Annotated in this window: 15 protein-coding genes; 8 read left to right on the top strand and 7 right to left on the bottom strand. The window is 35.8% G+C overall.

Translation table 11 applies throughout. The features are described from left to right. Positions 1-23 precede the first annotated feature (23 nt). From ZPR_RS19895 to ZPR_RS19870, 6 genes are all read left to right on the top strand, one after another. Entirely contained in the window at positions 24-929 is a 906-nt protein-coding gene (locus ZPR_RS19895) for a geranylgeranylglycerol-phosphate geranylgeranyltransferase (protein WP_013073589.1), read from the top strand. A 108-nt stretch (positions 930-1,037) separates the two neighbouring features. Further along, complete coding sequence (locus tag ZPR_RS19890; RefSeq protein WP_041579220.1) at positions 1,038-1,874, top strand: pseudouridine synthase; 837 nt, start codon at positions 1,038-1,040, stop codon at positions 1,872-1,874. Positions 1,875-2,192: 318 nt separating this feature from the next. Next, the gene (locus tag ZPR_RS19885) at positions 2,193-3,587 is read left to right on the top strand and encodes an arginine decarboxylase (RefSeq protein WP_013073587.1); all 1,395 of its coding nucleotides are present in this window, start codon (positions 2,193-2,195) and stop codon (positions 3,585-3,587) included. A 66-nt stretch (positions 3,588-3,653) separates the two neighbouring features. Then, positions 3,654-4,529 (top strand): agmatinase, encoded by an 876-nt coding sequence (gene speB, locus ZPR_RS19880; protein WP_013073586.1) that lies wholly within the window; start codon positions 3,654-3,656, stop codon positions 4,527-4,529. Then, on the top strand, positions 4,522-5,493 hold the full coding sequence (locus ZPR_RS19875) for a deoxyhypusine synthase family protein (RefSeq protein WP_013073585.1): 972 nt from the start codon (positions 4,522-4,524) through the stop codon (positions 5,491-5,493). The genes speB and ZPR_RS19875 overlap by 8 nt, the downstream gene beginning before the upstream one ends. Before the next feature lie 112 nt (positions 5,494-5,605). Next, the gene (locus ZPR_RS19870) at positions 5,606-6,241 is read left to right on the top strand and encodes a lipid-A-disaccharide synthase N-terminal domain-containing protein (protein WP_041579219.1); all 636 of its coding nucleotides are present in this window, start codon (positions 5,606-5,608) and stop codon (positions 6,239-6,241) included. Here ZPR_RS19870 and ZPR_RS19865 read toward each other — a convergent pair. Beyond that, entirely contained in the window at positions 6,218-7,648 is a 1,431-nt protein-coding gene (locus ZPR_RS19865) for an MptA/MptB family glycosyltransferase (protein ID WP_013073583.1), read from the bottom strand. The genes ZPR_RS19870 and ZPR_RS19865 overlap by 24 nt on opposite strands. A gap of 163 nt (positions 7,649-7,811) precedes the next feature. Here ZPR_RS19865 and ZPR_RS19860 point away from each other — a divergent pair, with 163 nt between their 5' ends. Beyond that, positions 7,812-8,795 carry a lipid A deacylase LpxR family protein gene (locus ZPR_RS19860; protein WP_049771494.1) on the top strand — a complete coding sequence of 328 codons (984 nt, stop codon included), beginning with the start codon at positions 7,812-7,814 and terminating at the stop codon, positions 8,793-8,795. Positions 8,796-8,852: 57 nt separating this feature from the next. Here ZPR_RS19860 and ZPR_RS19855 read toward each other — a convergent pair whose 3' ends face one another. The 6 genes from ZPR_RS19855 to ZPR_RS19830 form a co-directional block, all read right to left on the bottom strand. After that, positions 8,853-10,325 (bottom strand): cellulose synthase family protein, encoded by a 1,473-nt coding sequence (locus ZPR_RS19855; RefSeq protein ID WP_041579218.1) that lies wholly within the window; start codon positions 10,323-10,325, stop codon positions 8,853-8,855. Position 10,326: 1 nt separating this feature from the next. Beyond that, positions 10,327-11,025 (bottom strand): glycosyltransferase family 2 protein, encoded by a 699-nt coding sequence (locus ZPR_RS19850; RefSeq protein WP_013073580.1) that lies wholly within the window; start codon positions 11,023-11,025, stop codon positions 10,327-10,329. 81 nt (positions 11,026-11,106) lie between these two features. After that, on the bottom strand, positions 11,107-11,796 hold the full coding sequence (locus ZPR_RS19845) for a cyclase family protein (protein WP_013073579.1): 690 nt from the start codon (positions 11,794-11,796) through the stop codon (positions 11,107-11,109). Further along, positions 11,796-13,379: a 4Fe-4S binding protein gene (locus tag ZPR_RS19840; RefSeq protein ID WP_041579217.1), complete on the bottom strand. Its 1,584-nt coding sequence runs from the start codon at positions 13,377-13,379 to the stop codon at positions 11,796-11,798. The genes ZPR_RS19845 and ZPR_RS19840 overlap by 1 nt, the downstream gene beginning before the upstream one ends. Before the next feature lie 52 nt (positions 13,380-13,431). Continuing rightward, positions 13,432-13,998: a transposase gene (locus ZPR_RS19835; protein ID WP_013073577.1), complete on the bottom strand. Its 567-nt coding sequence runs from the start codon at positions 13,996-13,998 to the stop codon at positions 13,432-13,434. A 66-nt stretch (positions 13,999-14,064) separates the two neighbouring features. Then, the gene (locus ZPR_RS19830) at positions 14,065-15,354 is read right to left on the bottom strand and encodes an NAD(P)/FAD-dependent oxidoreductase (RefSeq protein ID WP_013073576.1); all 1,290 of its coding nucleotides are present in this window, start codon (positions 15,352-15,354) and stop codon (positions 14,065-14,067) included. Positions 15,355-15,586: 232 nt separating this feature from the next. Between ZPR_RS19830 and ZPR_RS19825 the strand changes: the two genes are divergently transcribed. After that, a complete protein-coding gene (locus ZPR_RS19825; RefSeq protein ID WP_013073575.1) occupies positions 15,587-16,633 on the top strand; it encodes a glycoside hydrolase family 113 in 1,047 nt (348 codons plus the stop codon). Positions 16,634-16,635: the final 2 nt, after the last annotated feature.

Here is a 16,635-nt window from a genome sequence, read left to right as displayed (position 1 = left end):
TTTTATCTGAAAAATTATAGCCTATGGCTTCGCTAATGAATAAGCGTTTTTTGCTTAAGATGCTAAGCCTCTTTTCTGTGGTACGCGGTTATAATATTTTGATGATCGTTATTGCCCAATACCTGGCTTCAGCTTTTATACTTGCACCAAATCTTCCGTTGCGTGAGGTTTTTTTTGATGATAATCTTTTTTTCCTGATTTTAAGTACGGCAAGCGTAATTGCTTCAGGGTATATTATCAATAACTTTTACGATAGCGAGAAGGATCTGATAAATCGCCCCAAAAAAACAATGTTGGACAGGATCGTAGGACAGCGAACAAAACTTTCGGTATATTTTATACTAAATATGTTTGCGGTATTTTTTGCCAGCTATGTGTCTTTTAAAACCGTTGTTTTTTTTTCCCTGTATATTTTTTCCATTTGGTTTTATTCGCATCGTTTAAAGAGAATTCTTTTTGTGGGAAACCTAGTTGCTTCCGTTATTGCCATCATTCCATTTTTTGCGGTGTTCGTATATTATGGGAATACTGAAACGGTGATTTTTATTCACGCTGCATTTTTATTCTTGATGATTGCCATGCGGGAGCTGGTAAAAGACCTTGAAAACATAAGGGGAGATCTGGCTCTAAATTATCATACTATTCCTGTTGTTTATGGAGAAAAATGGAGTAAGCTATTTTTAGGGATTTTATTCTTAATTTCTATCATTCCTACCTTATTACTTACCCAAAAGTTTAATGTGGGCTATATGCATTATTATTTTTATGCCAGCTTTTTTTTACTAACATTATTTATGTTGATTCTTTATTTCAGCAAAACAAAGTGGCAGTACCTGATACTCCACAATATCCTGAAATTTATTATTGTAGCCGGGGTTTTTAGTATCTTACTTATTGATCCTGATACCCTTTTAAATAGAGTGTTCTAAAAGCAAATTCCTAGATTTTAGTAAGTTGACTTTAAAATAAATCAAAATCTTTTGATAATCATTTTTTAACATCGATACGAACCAGTATCTTTGCAAAAAATTAGCGATATGAGCAGAAGTGATAATTCTTCAGGGAAAAAATTTAGTGGAAGACAGGGCGGCAGCAGTCGTAAGAAATCGTATGCTCGTGGTAATGCACCCATAAAACGTAAAAACACTGCTTTGGAAAAGCGTGAAGATGGAATGCGTTTAAATAAATATATTGCTAATGCAGGTATTTGCTCACGTAGGGATGCCGATATTTATATCGCTTCCGGTAATGTTTCGGTAAACGGCGAAGTAGTGACCGAGATGGGCTATAAAGTACAATTAACCGATGAGGTAAAATTTGACGGACGAAGTATTACTCCAGATAAACCGGAATATTTTGTACTTAACAAATCTAAAGGTGTTTTTGTAACCGGAAGTGTACACAAAGGAGGATTAACTGTAATGGATATTATGGCGAAAGCTTCTAAATCTAAATTAGATCCTATTGGTAAATTAGATACCCAAACAACCGGTTTGTTGGTATTTACCAATGATGGTGCTTTAGCCAAGAAACTCGCTAACCCTAAAAACGGAATTCGGCAGATTTATCATATAAAATTGGATCATGCATTATCGCAAGATGATCTTGAGAAAATCAGGGAAGGCGTTTATATTGAAAGTAAAAAGATTAATGTGACGGATGTAAGTTACGTTAAAGATCGCCCTAAGACTGAGGTGGGAATGGAACTTACCAGTACAAAACCTCATATTGTACAAAAGATATTTAAGAGTTTAAGCTACGAAATATTGAATCTGGACCGAGTGGTTTATGGAGGGTTAACTAAAAAAGATTTACCACGAGGAAGGTTTAGGACCCTTACCAAACAAGAGGTAATTAACCTTGGAAATTTGTAGTTGGTTTTTTAATTTTTCCATTAATTTTTTATTTACATTTACCACCTGTTTCGTGACGGGTGGTAGCAACTATTATTTAAAAAGCATCCGGCGACAAAAGTTTTTAATTAATAGATTTATTTTTTAGTGTTTTTAGATTGAAAAACATTTTTTTCTTCAGGTATCTGTCAACTCAGGCAGTCATTAGGTTTAGAGGTAATTCTAAATCTCAATTTTTGTATATTATAAATTTTCTTAACAATATTTTATCAATCTGAATTTTCAGGCTGTGATATTAATAACTAATTTTTAATTTTTAACCAATCTACTTTTATAAAATTGAATACCAAGTACAGGGATTTAATCGATCAGACTTACTACTTTCCTCAGGAGGAATTTAAATTAGAGGGTAGTGAGCTTCAATTTCATGATATTGATTTAATGGAGCTTGTTAAGCAATACGGCGCACCATTAAAATTCACTTATCTACCAAAAATTTCAGACAATATCAATCGTGCAAAAGGCTGGTTTAAAGCCGCCATGAAAAACCTTGATTATAAGGGAACTTATAATTACTGTTATTGTACAAAGAGTTCGCACTTTCAATATGTAATGAACGAAGCGCTTAAAAATGATATTCATATTGAAACTTCGTCAGCTTTCGATATTAATATCGTTGAGAAATTAAAGGCTTCCGGAAAACTGAAAGACGATGCTTATGTTATTTGTAATGGATTTAAGCGAGATCAATATGTGGCCAATATAGGCCGGTTAATTAATAATGGACATAAAAATTGTATTCCCATTATTGACAATTATGAAGAGTTAAGCCTGCTAGAAGATCGCATAAACGACGATTTTGAAGTAGGGATTAGAATTGCTTCTGAAGAAGAACCGAAATTTGAATTCTATACCTCTAGATTGGGGATTGGGTACAAAAATATTGTACCGTTTTACAACCAATCAATAAAAGATAATGATAAGGTGAATCTGAAAATGCTTCACTTTTTTATCAATACCGGGATTCGAGATACTGCTTATTACTGGAACGAACTTAATAAGTGTCTTAAGGTTTATATTAACCTTAAAAGAATTTGCCCTACATTAGATAGCCTGAATATTGGTGGAGGATTTCCTATCAAAAATTCACTGGCTTTTGATTATGATTATCAGTATATGGTAGAAGAAATCATTAATCAGATTCAGCTGGCCTGCAAAGAGGCAGATGTAGAAGTGCCTAATCTTTTTACCGAATTCGGAAGTTTTACCGTAGGAGAAAGTGGTGGTGCCATTTATGAAATCTTATACCAAAAGCAGCAAAACGATCGTGAAAAATGGAATATGATCAACTCCTCTTTCATTACGACATTACCAGATACCTGGGCAATTAGCAAAAAATTTGTCATGCTGGCCATTAATCGCTGGAATGATGAGTACGAGCGCGTACTGTTGGGGGGATTAACCTGTGATAGTGATGATTATTATAACAGCGAGCAAAATACCAATGCGATTTATCTCCCTAAGTTTAAAAAAGATAAGCCGCTGTATATAGGCTTTTTTAATACAGGAGCCTACCAGCAAACCATTGGAGGTTTTGGAGGCTTACAGCACTGTTTAATTCCACAGCCAAAACATGTGCTCATCGATAAAGACGAAAATGGTAAGATATTCACTAAATTATTTAGTGAACAGCAAAAAGCCGAAGATATGTTAGATATTTTGGGCTATGACTAAATATGAGAACTAAAATTTATATCTTTAAAATAATCAACTATTTCTTATTAAACCAATTAGATTAAAATGAGTAAAAAGAATTATGCCGGTATACCCGATAAATATGCCAGGATAGATGAGGCGAAGGTGGTATTAATTCCTGTTCCTTATGATGGTACCAGTACCTGGCAAAAAGGCGCAGATAAAGGTCCAGATGCATTTTTGGAAGCTTCAGAAAATATGGAAGTCTATGACATAGAAACCAGATCTGAAGTTTATAAAAAAGGAGTGTATTTAGCACCAGCCGTTACCGAAAATTCATCACCGGAGAAAATGGTAGAGGCGGTATATAAAACCACTAAAAATTACATCGCTCAGGAAAAATTTGTAACGCTTTTTGGAGGGGAGCATAGTATTTCTATTGGCAGTATTAGGGCTTTTAATGAAAGTTTTGAAGATCTTACTGTAGTTCAATTAGATGCACATGCCGATTTAAGACCAGAATATGAAGGTTCTAAATGCAATCACGCCTGTGCAATGTATGAGGCAAGTAAAAAAACCAATCTTATTCAGGTAGGAATTCGATCTATGGATATCTCAGAGACCGAACACATGGACGAGAACCAGGTGTATTTTGGTCATGATCTTTACGAAGACTGGATGGATGATGCTATTGGTCAAATGACGCCAAATGTATTTATCACCATAGATTTGGATGCTTTTGATCCTTCTATCTTGCCTTCTACAGGTACACCAGAGCCGGGAGGTTTGTTCTGGTATGAGACCTTAGAATTTTTAAAATTAATGTTTAAGAAAAAGAATGTAGTTGGCTTTGATATTGTAGAGCTTTGTCCAAATAAAAATGAGAAGTCTTCAGATTTTCTTGCGGCAAAACTGTACTACAAAATGCTAAGCTATAAGTTCAAATATCAAAATTATAACGAAGAAAACGACGATGAATAAAGGAGCGATTTCGCAATTCATAGAAAAATATTATTTACACTTTAATGCGGCAGCCCTTGTTGACGCGGCGAAAGATTACGAAAAGCAATTAGAAGGCGGTAGTAAAATGTTGGTTTCTCTTGCAGGAGCCATGAGTACGGCTGAGCTTGGTAAAATCTTTGCCGAAATGATTAGGCAGGATAAAGTACAGATTGTTTCCTGTACCGGTGCTAACCTGGAAGAAGATGTGATGAATCTTGTGGCGCACTCTCATTACAAGCGAGTACCTAATTATCGCGATCTTACGCCAAAAGAAGAATGGGAACTTTTGGAAGGCGGCTTAAACCGTGTTACCGATACCTGTATTCCAGAGGAAGAGGCTTTTAGAAGAATTCAGGAACATATTTTTAAAATCTGGAAAGAGGCAGACGATAAAGGAGAACGTTACCTCCCTCATGAGTTTTTGTATAAATTATTATTAAGTGGGGTTCTGGAAGAATATTATGAGATCGATCTTAAAGATTCCTGGATGTATGCTGCGGCAGAGAAAAATTTGCCTATGGTAGTGCCGGGTTGGGAAGATAGTACACTGGGGAACATTTTTGCATCTTACGTAATTAAAGGTGAGTTAAAAGCCAGTACCATGAAATCCGGTATCGAGTATATGACCTTTTTAGCCGACTGGTATACCGAAAATTCTAAAAACGGAATTGGTTTCTTTCAAATTGGAGGAGGAATCGCAGGAGATTTTCCAATTTGTGTGGTTCCAATGTTATATCAGGATCTGGAAAGAACAGATACGCCATTTTGGAGTTATTTCTGCCAGATCTCAGACTCTACCACAAGTTATGGTTCCTACTCTGGTGCCGTACCTAACGAGAAAATTACCTGGGGTAAATTAGATATTAACACACCAAAGCATATAATCGAGAGCGACGCAACAATTGTAGCACCACTAATATTCGCCTATTTGTTAGATATGTAGTTTGTTTAACTTTTCAAGCAAAAAGTATTAACAAAGATTTACAATATAGTAAAGCTGTCCTTTAGCCTAATTTGGCTTATTTTGGACAGCTTTTTGTTTTAACCTTTGGTGTATGAACATGTGGGTAATTTATGGAATTGGTTTTTTAGCGCAGTTATGCTTTTCTGCCCGTCTCGTCAATCAATGGTTACTCTCAGAGAAAAAAAATAAAGTTCAAACACCAACACTTTTCTGGCAACTTAGTTTACTAGGTGCTATACTTTTCTTTGTCTACGGTTATTTGCGTAAAGATTTATCGATCATGATTGGTCAGGCGCTTATTTACTATATCTATTTTAGGAATTTGCAACTTCAAGATCAATGGAAACCTTCTAATATTTTCTTTAAAATCGCAGTTATTTTATCTCCAATAGTTATTGCAGGTTATCTCTTGTTTTTCAGTGAATTGGATTGGAGTAAATTATTTACAGGAGAGAATATAGCCATTTGGTTAGTGATTTTGGGGACGGTAGGACAAATTATTTATACCGGGAGATTTGTTTATCAGTGGTGGTATTCAGAACAGCATGATGAGAGTAGCTTGCCCTGGGGTTTCTGGATAATGAGTTTAACGGGTTCTGTCATTATTTTTACGTATGCCTGTTTCAGGACAGATCCAGTGCTGTTATCGGCTCATTTCTTTGGGGGTATCGTATATATCCGTAATCTTTTTATTATCCATAAATCAGGAAAAAAGGCTAAAGCTTAATTTCTTCGGAAAGAAAACTTCAGTAATCGCAAAGCCAATAACTACAACATATTCTAATGTGATTAGCCATAAGTTCTCCTGAAAATCCCCATTTCCGTAGGCATAATAACTTAGCATCGCTACAAAAGACCAGACGATTGGGAATCGATATGTTGTAAATATCGAAAGCAATAACGGGGTCAAAATATACCAGGGGTGCACAGTGGTAGACAGTAAAAAGTAAAAGCACAGCGCAAAAACACATCCCGAAATTAGCGATTTTAAGCTTCTTATTTTTCTAAAAAGACTGATGATAAGGATAATGATAAAAGTGGCTACAGGAAGAATCCTACCGGTATCTGCGATAATGTTGTAGCCTTTTATTTGGAAACCAATCCATCGAATGACGTAATAAATACTCGCATTGAACTCAAATTTTTGAAACCAAAGCCCAATACTTTTTGAAAAGTTAGCCAGGAAAGCCGAATTGTAAAATGGAAGAAAGCCTAGGATCACTATAAGCATCACAATAGTATAATAACTCAGTAGATTAGTCCATCTTATAGTTTTTAGGTCGTTGAGATTAGCTGATATTTGAGCTGCGAAACTTCGATTTTCGCTACTTTCTGAAGTGTTTTTATTGTTACTGAAAAACTTTAGAAAAAGGGGTAAGAACATAAGCGGAAGCAATTTTACGGAAACCGATAAGCCCAAAACTATGGCTGAAATGATCCATTTTTGTTTCCATAAAAAGTAAAAACTCAGGAGGATAAAAAAGCCCATGACACTTTCAAAATGTAGGTTGCCGGTACATTCAATAATTACAAAAGGATTCAGTAAAAACCAGAAGATATAATATTCGGGTAGCTCGAGTTGTTTTAAAAGTTTTCTTCCGAAGACAAGGATACCAACTTCAGACAAAACAATAAAAAACCGAAAAATAAGTACTGAAAAAAGAATACTATTTCCTGATATCCATCCGGCAACTGCAAAAATCAACTGGTTTAGTGGTGGATAATTAGTGTAGTTGGAAGCACTTAAATTACCCATCCCGTTTACCAGTTCCTGCGCCTCAGAAATACTACCAAAATGAGCAGATTTCATTAATAAATCAGGTGTTGATAAATAGGGATTAATGCCGTTGGCCAGTAATCGTCCGTCCCAAATAAACCGGTAAAAGTCCTGCGAAAGATTGGGTAGTGCTAGGATAAAAATTAACCTAAAAATTAGAGCGATACCAGCCAATAACCAAAACCGTGTTTTTAAAAGCTGAATAACTTTAAAACTCAGAAAAAACAAACCAGCATAAAGGGTGATTAATTTTGGGAAATCTTCTCGATTAAGATCATAAGCAAAACTCCAGTAAAAAACGGCTGCGGTTAAACATAAAAGCAATGGAATTTTATGAAGTTTCAGGGATTTAATCAAAATAACTTAGCATTTATAGAGGGATTGCGAAAATAGGGAAAATTATAGGGGACTCTGAATCCAGCGAATGAAAATGTATAGGTTAATCCCCTTACAAAATTTCAGAAAAACAGAATAATTAATTTTAATTTTATAACTTTTAAAACTTTTCATACTCTTTGATTTGACAGGAAATCTAAAAAAGTTTAGCATACGAAATACTTGGAATATAGTATTACTCCTATTTCCGATTGTATTTTATAGTCAAGAAATTAATTCAACAGATGTAATTCATGATTTTGAAGGGAATCGCTATTTCAGGCTAAATTATGATAATGATTTTTTCATGTACTCGGATGACGATTATACACAAGGCTTAAATTTTGAGTTTTTCCATCCTTGGATGGAAAGAAATCCAATTAATCATCTATTTTTAAGAACGTCAGGTACAAAAGATAAGTTTGGACTGGCATTAGAGCATTCTGCTTTTACTCCAGATGTTATTAGTGACTTGGAGATAAGATATGGGGATAGGCCTTATGCTTCGGCATTAGTTTTGAAATCGATGAAGATTAGTGACTGGAAGGATAAAGGTATGCGATTAAAATCTTCCTTTTTATTGGGGATTATGGGGCCATCATCCTTAGGAGGAGCTGGGCAAATATGGATACATGAAGCTACTGGAAATTGGAAACCTCAGGGCTGGGATAACCAAATCAGGGATGATGTTATCATTAATTATAATATCGGTATTGAAAAATTACTTTTAAATCTTAATAATTATTTCTCTTTTTACGGGGAGTCTAGAGTAAGATTTGGAACCCTGTTTACAGACTTGAATTTAGGTGCAAGTGCCACTTTAGGACTGGTAAAGTCTCCTCTTAAAGAGAATTCTCGAAACAGTAAATTTCAGATTTATTTATTCTGTAAAGGGGTGACAAATCTTGTTGGGTATAATTCTTTACTGCAAGGGGGAATTTTTAATAGAAACAGTCCTTACACCATTTCTACTAGTGATATAAATCGATTAACAGCGCAATATTATTATGGTTTAGTGATTAAATCTGGCTTGTTTTATATAGAATATTATCAAACTTCGATGAGCCGAGAATTTAAATCGGGTGATCCCGAAGACTGGGGAGGTTTTAAGATCGGGGTAAGAATTTAAATTAAGCTGTTTAAGATGAATGGTAAGTACTAAGAGAAAAGTGATCTAAAATAAAACCTAAGTCTTCGAAAAAATACTCTTAAAAGCTACAAAACCAAAGCCACCGAAAAGCATTAGATGGAAAAGGACTAATCCAAAATCGTTTAGTTTAAACGCACTATAAATCGCAAAGGCAAAATAGAAAAAGAGTAAGGCCTCGATAAGGATGTTCTCAGAAAATTTATTCGATAAGTATTTATTGCCCTTCCAGGAATCTTTAAATGTGTTGACGTTAAATTTTGGCGTGCGTATAAATTCTGATCTTTTACCAAAATGCCCTTCTAAAACCGCTAAAGAATTATGAACCGAAAACCCCATTGCTACGGCGAAAAAAGTGATGAACATCCCCATAAAATTGAAGAATGATTTTAAACTTTTACCATGGATTTTGGCATACGGAACAAAATAGCAGCAAAAGAAAATAATGGTGCTAATCCCAAATCCAGCCAGTACATTAAAATACCAGCTAAATGCAGGATTGTTGTTTTTAATGTATAATACAGGAACGCTTAAAATCCCCAGTAATAGCACAATTAAAAACATACTAGAATTCAGTAAATGGAAAAAACCATGAAATTTGGTTCCGAAAGAAACACTAGGCTCTTTAACCAATTTCCGATAGTTTTTTCTGAAATTTTCAGCAGCACCTTTATTCCAACGAAATTGTTGGGAGCGTGCAGCGCTGATCACTACCGGAAGTTCAGCCGGAGTTTCAACATCTTCCAGGTATTTGAATTTCCATTTTTTAAGCTGTGCACGATAACTTAGATCAAGGTCTTCAGTAAGGGTGTCACCACTCCAATTACCGGCATCCAGAATACATTCTTTGCGCCAGATCCCAGCCGTGCCATTAAAATTAATGAAGTGCCGCCCAAAATTTCTTCCGGTTTGTTCTAATATGAAATGAAAATCTAAAGCAAAAGCCTGGATTTTTGTAAGCAGCGAATAATCACGATTTAGATGCGCCCAGCGAGTTTGCACTACGCCAATTTCAGGATTCTTAAAATAAGGAACCGTGTTTTTAAGCCAATCTGGATTCGGCATAAAATCGGAATCGAAAATGGCTATAAACTCTCCTTTGGCAATTTCCAATCCTTCTTTTAGTGCACCGGCTTTAAATCCGCTGCGATTTTCACGTTGAATATGCTGAATATCAATTCCACGTTGTCTTATTTCGGCAATAATTTCAGTGGTTTTTATAACCGATTCGTCGGTAGAATCATCTAATACCTGAATTTCCAGTTTGTCCTTTGGATAATCGATTTTTGCGATATTCCGTAGTAATCGTTCTACCACATACATTTCGTTGTAAAGTGGCAACTGGATAGTTACTTTGGGGATTTCAGCAGGATTATTTAGATCGAATTTTTCAGCATTATCAATACTTTTCTTTGCTTTTAAGTAGTTCAGTAGTAATTGCAATTCTGAAATACTATAAAAGAAAATCACCAACAAGGCTAATGTGTATATTATGATAATCGCTAAATCCAATCTATTTAAAGCTATATTTGAATATCCAACCTAAAATCTTTACGCCTGCAAAGATAGCGCCTTTTAGCGTTCCGGAAACTTTAGAAACGCCAATCCTGTTTTTGTAATGCACCGGTACTTCTACATACGTAAAATCCTGCTTTAAGGCTTTAAGTTGCATTTCTATCGTCCAGCCATAGGTTTTGTCCTGCATATTTAACTTTAGCAGTTTCTCGTATTTTATTGCTCTAAAAGGACCAAGATCAGTAAATTTTGCTCCAAAAAATAAATGCATTAAAGTAGTAGCAAGCCAATTTCCAAAAATCTGAGGAAAAGTCATTGAGCCGGCTTCTCTCCATTTTTTTACTCTAGCTCCAATTACCATGTCGATATTTTTCTGCTGAATAGGTGCAATAATTTTGGTTAGTTCTGAAGGATAATCGCTATAGTCGCCATCCAGAAAAACAATGATATCTGGAGTTGAATTTTGATTAGCGATATAATCCATACCTTTTAAGCAGGCATAACCATAACCTTTGCGTTTTTCCTGAAGAACGGTCGCCCCGGCAGTCTGAGCATTTTTCTCGGTATCATCGGTCGAATTATTGCTTACCACAATAACTTCATCGACGATATTGGGGATTTCAGCAATCACTTTCGCAATCGAATCTGCTTCGTTATATGCAGGGATAATAACTTTTATGATTGAATTTTTCTTCAAGTCTTTTGGGTATAAACAGTATTTCCAGATTTTACTTTAGACCTCACAGGTTTTAGAAACCTGTGAGGTCTAGGCTGTCGTCTATTCAAAAATCGCAACGGCTCTAACAGGAGAACCTGTGCCACCGCGAATCTTCAAAGGTAGGGCGATAAATCTGAAACGCCCACGTCCAACCAGTTTATCCAGATTGATCATATTTTCGTAATGCGTAAAAGATAACTCACCGCAAATATGATGAACCTCTTTGTTGGAAATTCCGGGTATGCCGGGCGACATGGTTTCTACACCAAAAGCAGCGATCTTTTGTTCACCAAGCCAGCGAGCAGCTTCTGCTGAAATTCCCGGGCCATTTGGCCAATTTTCAGTATTAAAATGTTTTTGATAATGATTGGTACAAAGCAACAAAGTATAGCCTTTCTTTAGGTCGAGATTGGATAGTTTAAGCTGCTTTTTTATTTCTTCGGAAGTAATGATCTCTTTTAATCCTTTTGCTGAAAAGTCCAGGCAAATCCCTTCAGTATAAAAAGTAGATAATGGCATGGTATCGATCGATTTTCCTTTATCCTCTTTACGCATATGGTTTAATGCATCTACATGCGTACCGGTGTGTTCACTCATCTTAAGCGAATAAACGCTGGGGGTTGGGTTTTCAGGATTTTCGATGCCTTCCCATTCTTCGTGTGATGCATGCATTTTCATACTTACCTGCGGCAAGACTTTGTAAACCGGCATGCTATCGTAAATTTCCTGACTAAGATCGACAATTTCCATTAGTTACTTTTCTGATTCAGAAGATCCAATAGATTTACATCGTTACCTAACAATACCTCATCTTCGTTAATTCGGCCTTGCGTTTTTCCGTTTTCTAATTTTAAAACGCCACGGGGGCAAACCGCTGAACAGATTCCGCATCCTACACAACTGGATCGCACAATGTTTTGTCCTTTTTGTGCGTAGGCTCTAACATCGATTCCCATTTCGCAATAGGTAGAGCAATTTCCGCAGCTAATACACTGTCCGCCATTGGTTGTAATTCTAAATTTTGAAAATAGTTTTTGTTGCATCCCAAGAATCGCGGCCATAGGGCAACCGTAACGACACCATACCCGGCTACCAAAAATCGGGTAAAAACCAACACCTATGACTCCAGAAAATGCCGCGCCAATTAAAAAGCCGTACCATTCGCGGAGTTTATAGGCCGGGAAGAAAAAGATATTCCAGTTTCCACTAAAATAATTGATGCCAATAATCGCTAATATCACCACTAAATATCCAATCGCTCCGTATTTCGCATCCTTTTGTAACTGGTGGCGTTTAAAGATCATGATCAGTGCGAAAAATAACGTAAGGAAACCGGCACTTCCCCAGAGAAAAATATCTTTAGTTAGCCAAAATCGATCGGCATTTTCACCAAGATAGGAGTAGACTACGGCGATGGTCATTACGGTAACAAAAACCAATACACTATGAATGACCCAACGTTCGATCTTCCAGGCTCTTTGTGATTTATCAGAAAGTTGCCTGAAGGGATCACCGGCGGTTTCAGCGAGACCGCCACAACCACAAACCCAGCTACAATACCAACGTTTTCCGTATTTATAGGTGAGAATAGGAGTAATGACGAAGATCGAAACAATCCCAAAAATTAGCATCGCAACCCCTAAATTTCCGGCAGATAAAAATGAATCTAATCGATAGCCTGCGAACAGATCATAATTCAATGGCCAGATCGTTGCCGGCGCAAAATAAGGTTTGTTGAGTCGGGCGAGAATTTCAGGAATTAAGAATGCAAATCCCAATTGAAAAAACATCACCGAGCAGGTTCTTATAATTTCATAGCGATTATGTCGATATTTCAGTATAAATTTAAATCCGAATATCCAGATCGCAACGGTATATAAAGTTCCGTAAACAAACCACTGGCTTGCCGGACCCCCATTTATAAATTTACTTAGCGGATCAAATAATGCGATGATTCCGGTATTCGCACTTTCGCTGTTTAATCCCAAATACTGCGGAAACCAATATAACACTACATAAAATAAGGTGAGACCAATGCCGAGTATCCAGGCCCAAAAGCCTTTTCCGCTTAACGATTTAAACCAAACGCCGTCGTTTTTGATCCCGGCATGTTTTCCCCAATAGGCATCTACAGAGAAAATCATCGTTCCCAAGGTGATCATTCCTAAAGATAAACTTAGAAATAAGCTTTTATTCGGGAAATTAAAATTTGCGATCGCAAGAACCAAGATCAATAAACCGGTAAGGCCAATGGCGCTTGCTATTTTTTGAATCGTGGAAATGCTTTTTGGAGCATCCCCGGTGATAGACATATTATGTTCGATGTTGCTCATTTTATATTATTTAGGCTTCACAGGTTTTTAAAACCCGTGAGACCTTTAGTTTTTATTCTAAATATAATTCGCTCTTTTTCTCAAAGATTTCCTGCTGTCGTTTGTAATGCATATATCTGAAATTGGATTTATCATCAAAAAGTTCTAAAACATCATCTCTTTTCAAAAGAGTCTTTGCTTTAGACATCATTGCATTAAACGAAGAGTAATTATAATTTTCAAAGTTTGTAGTAAACCCATGATGTGATGGATTTAGATGAATATATAAAATTAGTTGTTTTAGGTGTTCATCATTTTTTATTTGAATTCTAGAAAATCTGTCTTGAAAAAGACTTCCATTTCTATCGTAGGCTTTATTTATAGCTTTAGCATAGGCATTAAATAAATTTGAAAAGCTTTTATAAAGAATCTTATTTTCAAAGTTTAGAGTTTTAATTAATAGATGAAAATGATTTTTTAATAAGCAGTATGCATGAACTTCTGAGATTGGTAAAATATATTTTTGAATCAATGAAAGGAAAAATGCGTAATTTCTATCTTCAATAAAAATGTTTTCACCATTATTGCCTCTATTATAAATATGGTAGAACTTATTATATTGTAATGGCTCATATTTCATTTTTATCGATGTTTTTTAAACCTCACAGGTTTACGAAACCTGTGAGGTTTGGTTTGCCGCGTAGTCTTATTCTTGCTTCATTAAAACTGATTTAAAACTTTTGAAAATTGTTGCCTCATGCCGATTATAAAATTCAGGATCAAAATTAGCTTGTTTTAGATTGGCGAGAACGTAATTGATCTTTCGTTTTTCAGTAAGCCAACGGTCTAAAACTTCATGTCGCATTCCAATTCCGAAGGTATTTATCCCTAAAAACTGATTCGTATATCTATCGAAACTTATAGTAATCGCTTTAGTGCCATCTTTATGCTGCCAGTGAAAATGCTGCTCGTTTTCTTTAGGTTTTGGCCATACCCAACCGTAGGTTTGATATTCGATATCAAAAAATTTAGCCGAATTAAACCAATTTCCCGGATTATATCGAGATTTTTTTCCGGTAAGTGTAAGTGCTAGAGTTTCGCCCATCATTCTGCCAGTATACCAAACCGCTTCAACTGGTTTTCGCTGGCCAATCGCTTCCTGCTGCTCGGCACAATCACCAATAGCGTAAACATTGGGGATATTAGTTTCTAAATAAGAGTTTACTAAAATTCCTTTGTTGATTGCTAAACCAGAATCTTTTAAAAAATCGATTTTTGGTCGAACACCGGCGCATAAACCTACAAGCTGGCAATCGATTTGTTCACCGCTTTTAGTCATGATGGCTTTTACTCTTCCGTTTTCATCAGGAATGATTTTATCGAGTTCGGTTTCTGTTCGTAAATCAATACCATGAGATTTGATATGTTCAGCAATCATCTTAGCATTTTCAAAAGGTAATACCGAATGCCAGAAAGCTTTTTCACGAACCAACATCGTAACTGCAATATTACGAGTGCGAAGCATTTCAGCAAGCTCAACACCTATAAGTCCGCCACCTACAACAACTGCTTTTTTACAGTTTTTGGTATTTTTTTCCAGTAACTCTAGATCTTGTTTAGAAACTAATCCTTGTGCACCTTCTAGATTTTCACCTTCCCAACCAAATTTGTTCGGTATAGATCCGGTTGCTAAAACCAGTTTATCATAATCAAGCGTTTCACCATTTTTAAAATGAAGTGTTTTTTGAGCAAAATCGATTTGCTGTACCCAACCGGTTTTTAGATCGATTCGGTTTTTCTTCCAAAACCAATCTTCATATGGTTTTAAGTGATTCCATTGCATGTGACCCATGTATACATACATCAGTGCGGTACGCGAGAAAAAGTAATCACTTTCTGCAGAAATTACGGTGATTTTTTTATCAGATCGCTTTCGAATGTGGCGAGCCGTGGTAATTCCAGAAATTCCGTTACCTAAAATAACAATATGCTCCATGCTTTAGATATTACTTGATAATTTTAATGAAATTTAATTTGGTTCAAAACCAATATGGTGTTAATTAATCAAGCCCTAATTTCGGGGTAATATTTAAAATTAGTCGCAAATAAAGAAGTATCTTAACTTAAAATTGTAGAAACCCGATTTAAAAACAAACCAGATTTTTGTCGAATATTGATATTAGTACTGATATACTTTATATTATAACTCGAAAATTAAAAAGAATTGAATGAAATCTAAACTTTGGTTGGCTATTGTTTCCTTGCTTTTTATCTTTTGTAGCTACCAGCCAGATTTTCCGAAGCTAAAGTATAACGGATTAAGTTTAGTAGCCTCCCGGGATTCACTAAAAATCGAGCATATTCTTCCGCTAAAAAATGTAAATGCAAATACTATAGCCTTGATGCCTTTTGCTTTTCTTGAAGATTTAAAAAGTCCAGAGTTGCATTTTAATAATAAGCGGCAGTGGTGGGGAGAACGGGTAGGTGGTGTACAACAAAGTATTCAGTTACTTCAGAGAAATGGGCTAAAGGTGATGATTAAACCTCAAATATGGATTTGGCATGATGAATTTACCGGCGATCTTAATATGACATCAGATAAAGATTGGCAAACTTTTGAAAATAGCTACCTGGAATATATCTTATTGTATGCCGAACTGGCCGAACAAAGACAAATTTCACTTTTTTGTATTGGAACCGAGCTTTATAATTTTACTGAAAAAAGACCTGAATTTTGGCAAAAGATGATCGCTGAAGTGCGCAATGTATATTCAGGAAAGATCACGTATGCTGAAAACTGGGATAAAGTTGACCAATTTCAGTTTTGGGATCAACTCGATTTTATTGGTGTCGATGCTTATTTTCCGGTGAGTGAAGAAGAAAATCCTACAGAGGCTGAGTTAAGTAAGGGGTGGGAATCACATAAAAAAATGCTGCAAAATTTATCTTCAGCAACTAAAAAGCAGGTGCTGTTTACAGAATATGGGTATAGAAATGTGGATTTTGCAACAAAAGAGCCGTGGCTGGCTTCCTCTAGAAGAAGAGGAGATGAGCTTCCAGAATATTTAAACGAAGAATTACAGGTAAAGGCATTACAGGTGATTTATGATGAGTTTTGGCCGGAAAAATGGTTTGCCGGTGGTTTTCTTTGGAAATGGCATCACGATCATGAACGTGCCGGAGGAAAGCAAAACGACCAGTTTACCCCACAAAATAAAATGGCAGAAAAAATCCTAAAGTCGAATTACAGCAAGTACTCCGAAAAGTTAGAGTAGAT

Source organism: Zunongwangia profunda SM-A87 (assembly GCF_000023465.1).
GTDB classification, from domain to species: domain Bacteria; phylum Bacteroidota; class Bacteroidia; order Flavobacteriales; family Flavobacteriaceae; genus Zunongwangia; species Zunongwangia profunda.
Note: the sequence above shows the minus strand (reverse complement) of the source record. Positions and strands in the feature narration are given on the sequence as shown.